The sequence below is a fragment of the Geodermatophilus sp. SYSU D00705 genome, from assembly GCF_054050135.1.
Genome location: NZ_JBJGYT010000070.1, coordinates 1 through 5,449, shown reverse-complemented (window position 1 = coordinate 5,449; position 5,449 = coordinate 1). Strand labels below are relative to the sequence as shown.

The following is a 5,449-nucleotide window of genomic DNA, read 5'->3' as shown; positions in this document are numbered from 1 at the left end:
GTGTGGTGAGGGATTCCTTTGGTTGATGGATCATCGAGAGTGCTAGCTCTCGGTTCTCGGCCTGGGATGCAAATTCATCTACGGAGAGTTTGATCCTGGCTCAGGACGAACGCTGGCGGCGTGCTTAACACATGCAAGTCGAACGGTGAACCCCGCTTGCGGGGGGATCAGTGGCGAACGGGTGAGTAACACGTGGGCAACCTGCCCCCGGCTCCGGGATAACTCCAAGAAATTGGGGCTAATACCGGATATTCATCGCTGTCCGCATGGGCGGTGGTGGAAAGATTTATCGGCTGGGGATGGGCCCGCGGCCTATCAGCTTGTTGGTGGGGTAGTGGCCTACCAAGGCGACGACGGGTAGCCGGCCTGAGAGGGTGACCGGCCACACTGGGACTGAGACACGGCCCAGACTCCTACGGGAGGCAGCAGTGGGGAATATTGCGCAATGGGCGAAAGCCTGACGCAGCGACGCCGCGTGGGGGATGACGGCCTTCGGGTTGTAAACCTCTTTCAGCTCCGACGAAGCGCAAGTGACGGTAGGAGCAGAAGAAGCACCGGCCAACTACGTGCCAGCAGCCGCGGTAATACGTAGGGTGCAAGCGTTGTCCGGAATTATTGGGCGTAAAGAGCTCGTAGGCGGTTTGTCGCGTCGGCTGTGAAATCCCGGAGCTCAACTCCGGGCCTGCAGTCGATACGGGCAGACTTGAGTGTTGCAGGGGAGACTGGAATTCCTGGTGTAGCGGTGAAATGCGCAGATATCAGGAGGAACACCGGTGGCGAAGGCGGGTCTCTGGGCAACAACTGACGCTGAGGAGCGAAAGCGTGGGGAGCGAACAGGATTAGATACCCTGGTAGTCCACGCCGTAAACGTTGGGCGCTAGGTGTGGGGGCCATTCCACGGTCTCCGTGCCGCAGCTAACGCATTAAGCGCCCCGCCTGGGGAGTACGGCCGCAAGGCTAAAACTCAAAGGAATTGACGGGGGCCCGCACAAGCGGCGGAGCATGTTGCTTAATTCGATGCAACGCGAAGAACCTTACCTAGGCTTGACATGCACGGAAATCCCGCAGAGATGTGGGGTCCGTAAGGGCCGTGCACAGGTGGTGCATGGTTGTCGTCAGCTCGTGTCGTGAGATGTTGGGTTAAGTCCCGCAACGAGCGCAACCCTCGTTCCATGTTGCCAGCGGATAATGCCGGGGACTCATGGGAGACTGCCGGGGTCAACTCGGAGGAAGGTGGGGATGACGTCAAATCATCATGCCCCTTATGTCTAGGGCTGCAAACATGCTACAATGGCCGGTACAAAGGGCTGCGATACCGTGAGGTGGAGCGAATCCCAAAAAGCCGGTCTCAGTTCGGATTGGGGTCTGCAACTCGACCCCATGAAGTTGGAGTCGCTAGTAATCGCAGATCAGCAACGCTGCGGTGAATACGTTCCCGGGCCTTGTACACACCGCCCGTCACGTCACGAAAGTCGGTAACGCCCGAAGCCGGTGGCCCAACCCCTTGTGGGAGGGAGCCGTCGAAGGCGGGATCGGCGATTGGGACGAAGTCGTAACAAGGTAGCCGTACCGGAAGGTGCGGCTGGATCACCTCCTTTCTAAGGAGCACTGGCCGCCGCGACCGTGAGGTTGTGGTGGTCCAGGGCCATGCTCGGACGAGACGGTCGCCCGCTTCGGGGTGGCCGCGAGGTTGCCGGGCTGGTGCTCGAGGGTGGAACGCTGACCAGTTCGGCCGGCAGCCGGTGGCTGCTCCTAGTACGGCATCCCTGCGGGGGTGTGGGGAACGGGGCGGGTGCGCGGGGTCGGTCGTAGGCACGCTGTTGGGTCCTGAGGGAGCGGGCCGGTCGCCGTGGGGTGGCCGATCCGGTGTCTCGTGCGGGGCCTCCGGGCGCTCGTACCGCCCAGTTCCTCTCCGTTCGGGGAGGGTCTGGGGTCTGGCGGGTGCGGATGCGGGGGTGTCCGGTCGTACGTTGAGAACTGCACAGTGGACGCGAGCATCTTTAACTGAACTCTGTAGCGAGTTTCTTGTAGGTCCCCGCCGCGCGGTGCCTGCCTTCGGGTGGGTCCGGTGGTGGGGGTTTTGTGTGGCCAAGTTGTTAAGGGCACACGGTGGATGCCTGGGCACCAGGAGCCGATGAAGGACGTAGGAGGCTGCGATAAGCCTCGGGGAGCTGCCAACCGAGCGTTGATCCGAGGATGTCCGAATGGGGGAACCCCGCACCAGTCATGTGGTGTGACCCGCGCCTGAACACATAGGGCGTGTGGAGGGAACGTGGGGAAGTGAAACATCTCAGTACCCACAGGAAGAGAAAACAACCGTGATTCCGTGAGTAGTGGCGAGCGAAAGCGGATGAGGCTAAACCGATCGCATGTGATAGCCGGCAGGCGTTGTGTGGTCGGGGTCGTGGGACCGTTCTGGCACCTCTGCCGGGGTGTCGGGGAGTGAGAAAGGACCGTGGTTAGTGGAAGGCCTCTGGAAGGGGTCGCCGTAGAGGGTGAGAGCCCCGTACACGAAAATCCGGTCCCTCCCGAACGTGTTCCCAAGTAGCACCGAGCCCGTGAAATTCGGTGTGAATCCGGCGGGACCACCCGCTAAGCCTGAATACTCCCTGGTGACCGATAGCGGACTAGTACCGTGAGGGAAAGGTGAAAAGTACCCCGGGAGGGGAGTGAAATAGTACCTGAAACCGTGTGCCTACAAGCCGTGAGAGCCCGGCGCCGCACCTGTGCGGCCGGGGTGATTGCGTGCCTTTTGAAGAATGAGCCTGCGAGTTAGCGGTACGTGGCGAGGTTAACCCGTGGGGGGTAGCCGTAGCGAAAGCGAGTCCGAACAGGGCGTCTCAGTCGCGTGCTCTAGACCCGAAGCCGAGTGATCTACCCATGGCCAGGTTGAAGCGCGGGTAAGACCGCGTGGAGGACCGAACCCACCAGGGTTGAAAACCTGGGGGATGAGCTGTGGGTAGGGGTGAAAGGCCAATCAAACTCGGTGATAGCTGGTTCTCCCCGAAATGCATTTAGGTGCAGCGTCACGTGTTTCTTGCCGGAGGTAGAGCACTGGATGGCCGATGGGCCCCACAAGGTTACTGACGTCAACCAAACTCCGAATGCCGGTAAGTGAGAGCGTGGCAGTGAGACTGCGGGCGATAAGGTTCGTAGTCGAGAGGGAAACAGCCCAGATCATCGGCTAAGGCCCCTAAGCGTGTGCTAAGTGGAAAAGGATGTGGGATCGCAGAGACAACCAGGAGGTTGGCTTAGAAGCAGCCACCCTTGAAAGAGTGCGTAATAGCTCACTGGTCAAGTGGTTCCGCGCCGACAATGTAGCGGGGCTCAAGCACACCGCCGAAGCCGTGGCATTCCAGCACGACCCCGTCGGTCTTCCTCGTGGAGCCGGCCAGGGGCTGGGATGGGTAGGGGAGCGTCGCGTGGTGGGTGAAGCGGCGGAGGAATCCAGCCGTGGACGCCACGCGAGTGAGAATGCAGGCATGAGTAGCGAGAGGGGAGTGAGAACCTCCCCCGCCGGAAGACCAAGGGTTCCTGGGCCAGGCTAATCCGCCCAGGGTGAGTCGGGACCTAAGGCGAGGCCGACAGGCGTAGTCGATGGACAACGGGTTGATATTCCCGTACCCGCGAAGGAGCGCCCATGCCGAACCCAGCGATGCTAACCACCCGAGGCCGCCGAGCTCCCTTGTGGAGCGGAGTGGTCGAGGCTGGGACCCGGACTGGTAGTAGGCAAGCGATGGGGTGACGCAGGAAGGTAGTCCCACCGGTGAGTGGTAGTACCGGTGCAAGGGTGTGGCCCGCGCCATAGGTAAATCCGTGGCGCACGTGGGTGAGGCCTGACGCATAGCCGACTGAGGCGAATGGGATGATCCTATGCTGCCGAGAAAAGCCTCTAGCGAGTTCCGAGCGGCCCGTACCCCAAACCAACTCAGGTGGTCAGGTAGAGAATACCGAGGCGATCGAGCGAACTGTGGTTAAGGAACTCGGCAAAATGCCCCCGTAACTTCGGGAGAAGGGGGGCCGGTTACCGTCATCCGCCTGGCGCGGGGCAGCGGTGGCCGGCCGCAGAGACCAGTGAGAAGCGACTGTTTACTAAAAACACAGGTCCGTGCGAAGTCGTAAGACGATGTATACGGACTGACGCCTGCCCGGTGCTGGAACGTTAAGGGGACGGGTTAGCTCTTCGGGGCGAAGCTCAGAACTCAAGCGCCAGTAAACGGCGGTGGTAACTATAACCATCCTAAGGTAGCGAAATTCCTTGTCGGGTAAGTTCCGACCTGCACGAATGGCGTAACGACTTCTCAGCTGTCTCAACCACAGGCTCGGCGAAATTGCACTACGAGTAAAGATGCTCGTTACGCGCGGCAGGACGGAAAGACCCCGGGACCTTCACTATAGCTTGATATTGGTGTTCGGTTCGGCTTGTGTAGGATAGGTGGGAGACTGTGAAGCGGGCACGCCAGTGTCCGTGGAGTCGCCGTTGAAATACCACTCTGGTCGAATTGGATGTCTAACCTCGGTCCGTGATCCGGATCAGGAACAGTGTCAGGTGGGTAGTTTAACTGGGGCGGTTGCCTCCCAAAATGTAACGGAGGCGCCCAAAGGTTCCCTCAGCCTGGTTGGCAATCAGGTGTCGAGTGCAAGTGCACAAGGGAGCTTGACTGTGAGACCGACGGGTCGAGCAGGAGCGAAAGCTGGGACTAGTGACCCGGCACCGGCATGTGGAAGCGGTGTCGCTCAACGGATAAAAGGTACCCCGGGGATAACAGGCTGATCTTCCCCAAGAGTCCATATCGACGGGATGGTTTGGCACCTCGATGTCGGCTCGTCGCATCCTGGGGCTGGAGTAGGTCCCAAGGGTTGGGCTGTTCGCCCATTAAAGCGGTACGCGAGCTGGGTTTAGAACGTCGTGAGACAGTTCGGTCCCTATCCGCCGTGCGCGTAAGAGACTTGAGAAGAGCTGTCCCTAGTACGAGAGGACCGGGACGGACGAACCTCTGGTGTGCCAGTTGTACCGCCAGGTGCACTGCTGGTTGGCTACGTTCGGCAGGGATAACCGCTGAAAGCATCTAAGCGGGAAGCTCGCTTCAAGATGAGGTCTCTCACCGGGACAACCGGGTAAGGCCCCCGCCCAGACCAGCGGGTTGATAGGCCGGAAGTGGAAGCGCCGCAAGGCGTGGAGCTGACCGGTACTAATAGGCCGAGGGCTTGACCACACACCTCCAAGAGCCTCCGCTCCGGAAGATCCAAGTCAAAGCATGCACCACGCGTCCACTGTGTAGTTCTGAACGCACGAACCGGCCCCGGCAGGTTCGACATGTTCACAGCGTTACGGCGGCCATGGCGAGAGGGAAACGCCCGGTCTCATTCCGAACCCGGAAGCTAAGCCTCTCAGCGCCGATGGTACTGCCCCGGAGACGGGGTGGGAGAGTAGGACGCCGCCGGACAA

The 5,449-nt window shown here is 60.5% G+C and carries 3 rRNA genes; all 3 read left to right on the top strand.

Going from position 1 to position 5,449, the window contains the following annotated elements:
- The first annotated feature begins 77 nt into the window (after positions 1-77).
- The 3 genes from ACI78Q_RS23560 to rrf all read left to right on the top strand — a co-directional run bounded on the left by ACI78Q_RS23560 (position 78) and on the right by rrf (position 5,447).
- Positions 78-1,598: ribosomal RNA gene (locus ACI78Q_RS23560) — 16S ribosomal RNA — on the top strand.
- A 488-nt stretch (positions 1,599-2,086) separates the two neighbouring features.
- Positions 2,087-5,216, top strand: a 23S ribosomal RNA gene (locus ACI78Q_RS23555).
- Between the two features lie 114 nt (positions 5,217-5,330).
- A 5S ribosomal RNA gene (gene rrf / locus ACI78Q_RS23550) occupies positions 5,331-5,447 on the top strand.
- The 16S, 23S and 5S rRNA genes sit together here, the layout of an rRNA operon.
- Positions 5,448-5,449: the final 2 nt, after the last annotated feature.